Source organism: Mycobacterium sp. 1465703.0 (genome assembly GCF_001672975.1).
Taxonomy (GTDB): Bacteria; Actinomycetota; Actinomycetes; order Mycobacteriales; family Mycobacteriaceae; genus Mycobacterium.
In genome coordinates, this window is sequence record NZ_LZKU01000224.1 from 1 (window position 1) to 1313 (window position 1313).

Sequence of the window (1313 nt, forward strand, 5' to 3'; positions counted from 1 at the left end):
CTCAGCGCCAGCCGCTGCGTCCGCGCGGCCACTGCCGAGCCCAGCAGAAACGGTGCCGGCAGGTAGCCGTCCTCGGAGCCGTGGTGCTCGCAGATGACAGCGGCCAGACCACCGTGTTCTTCGGCCCACGCGCTCATTTCGGGTGCCGCGGCGTACAGATCTGTTGGGGACGCCGCCCATTCGGGATCGCGCATGTCGAAGCGCAGTGTGTACACGGCAAACTCCTCGCTGGCCTGATCGGTGCGACGTACGTTACACGTTCAGTCGAAGGCGTAAAGCGGCAACGTGGTCGGGATGTCCAGCGAGCACAGCAGCCCGGGCTCAGCCGCCACGACGTACGGGATGGCGTTCACCACTCGCATTGCCGTCGACGCCATGGCGGCATGCCCCGCACCATGGCCCTCGGCCTCCCCCAGGGTCATCACACAGTGGACGTCGGGATCACCGTCGATATCGACCCGATAGGTCGCGTCGAATTCGGATGTCGGCCAATCGGGTGCGACATCGCGGGCCATCCGGATCACGTGTTCGATCACGATGGCTTCGCGACCGTTCACCACACCCGCCGCCCGGGTCCGCACCGCACCGCAGGTGCCCGCCTTGATGGTGCCGAACGCCACCTCGATGTCCCGCTCGGTCAACTCACGATCGAGGCTGCCGCGCACCTCTTCGACCTCGACTCCCAACCCACTGGCGATCAGGTGAATTGGTGCCTTCCAAGCCATCTCGATGAAGCCGGGCGTCGACAGCATCGGTTGGAAATCCAGCGGGTGACCAAAGCCCATTCCATTCATCATCACGTCGGCGACCGGATAGTGATCGTTGAGTGCAACCTCGCTGGCCGTGATGGTGCGAATGTTCTTCGACTGCGTCGTCATCAAAAGCGCCAGCTGATCCGAGGCGAACCCGGGGAAGATCCCCGACGCATAGAACGACGCGCCGCCGGCTTCGGCCGCCGCCTCGAGCTGGTTGCGCCAATCCGGAGCGAAGTACGACGGTGGATGGACCAGGCTGGTGGACGACGTCGAGACGACGTTGATACCGGCCCGCAGCAGCCGCAGATAATCCGGTACGGCGGCACCGTCGCGTTCGGGGCCGCTGGCCGCATACACCACGCAGTCGGGAGCCAAGGCGATCAAGGCATCGGCATCGTTGGTGGCCGGCACGCCCAGTGGCGCACCGCCGGCCAACTCACCGGCATCTTTACCCACTTTTTCCGGTGAATGTACCCATACCCCAACGAGTTCCAGGTCTGGCCGTCGGCTGATGGCGTCGATCGCCTGCTTGCCGACTCCGCCGGTGGACCACACCAC

General features: G+C 65.0%; 1 protein-coding gene and 1 pseudogene. Both read right to left on the minus strand.

Annotated elements, in window-relative coordinates; all coding sequences use genetic code 11:
* Nucleotides 1-215, minus strand: a pseudogene (locus tag A5625_RS21215) (LLM class flavin-dependent oxidoreductase); the annotation flags it as partial.
* A gap of 45 nt (nucleotides 216-260) precedes the next feature.
* The coding region (locus A5625_RS21220) for a dihydrodipicolinate reductase (RefSeq protein WP_232003773.1) at nucleotides 261-1313 on the minus strand (1053 nt) is incomplete at its 5' end.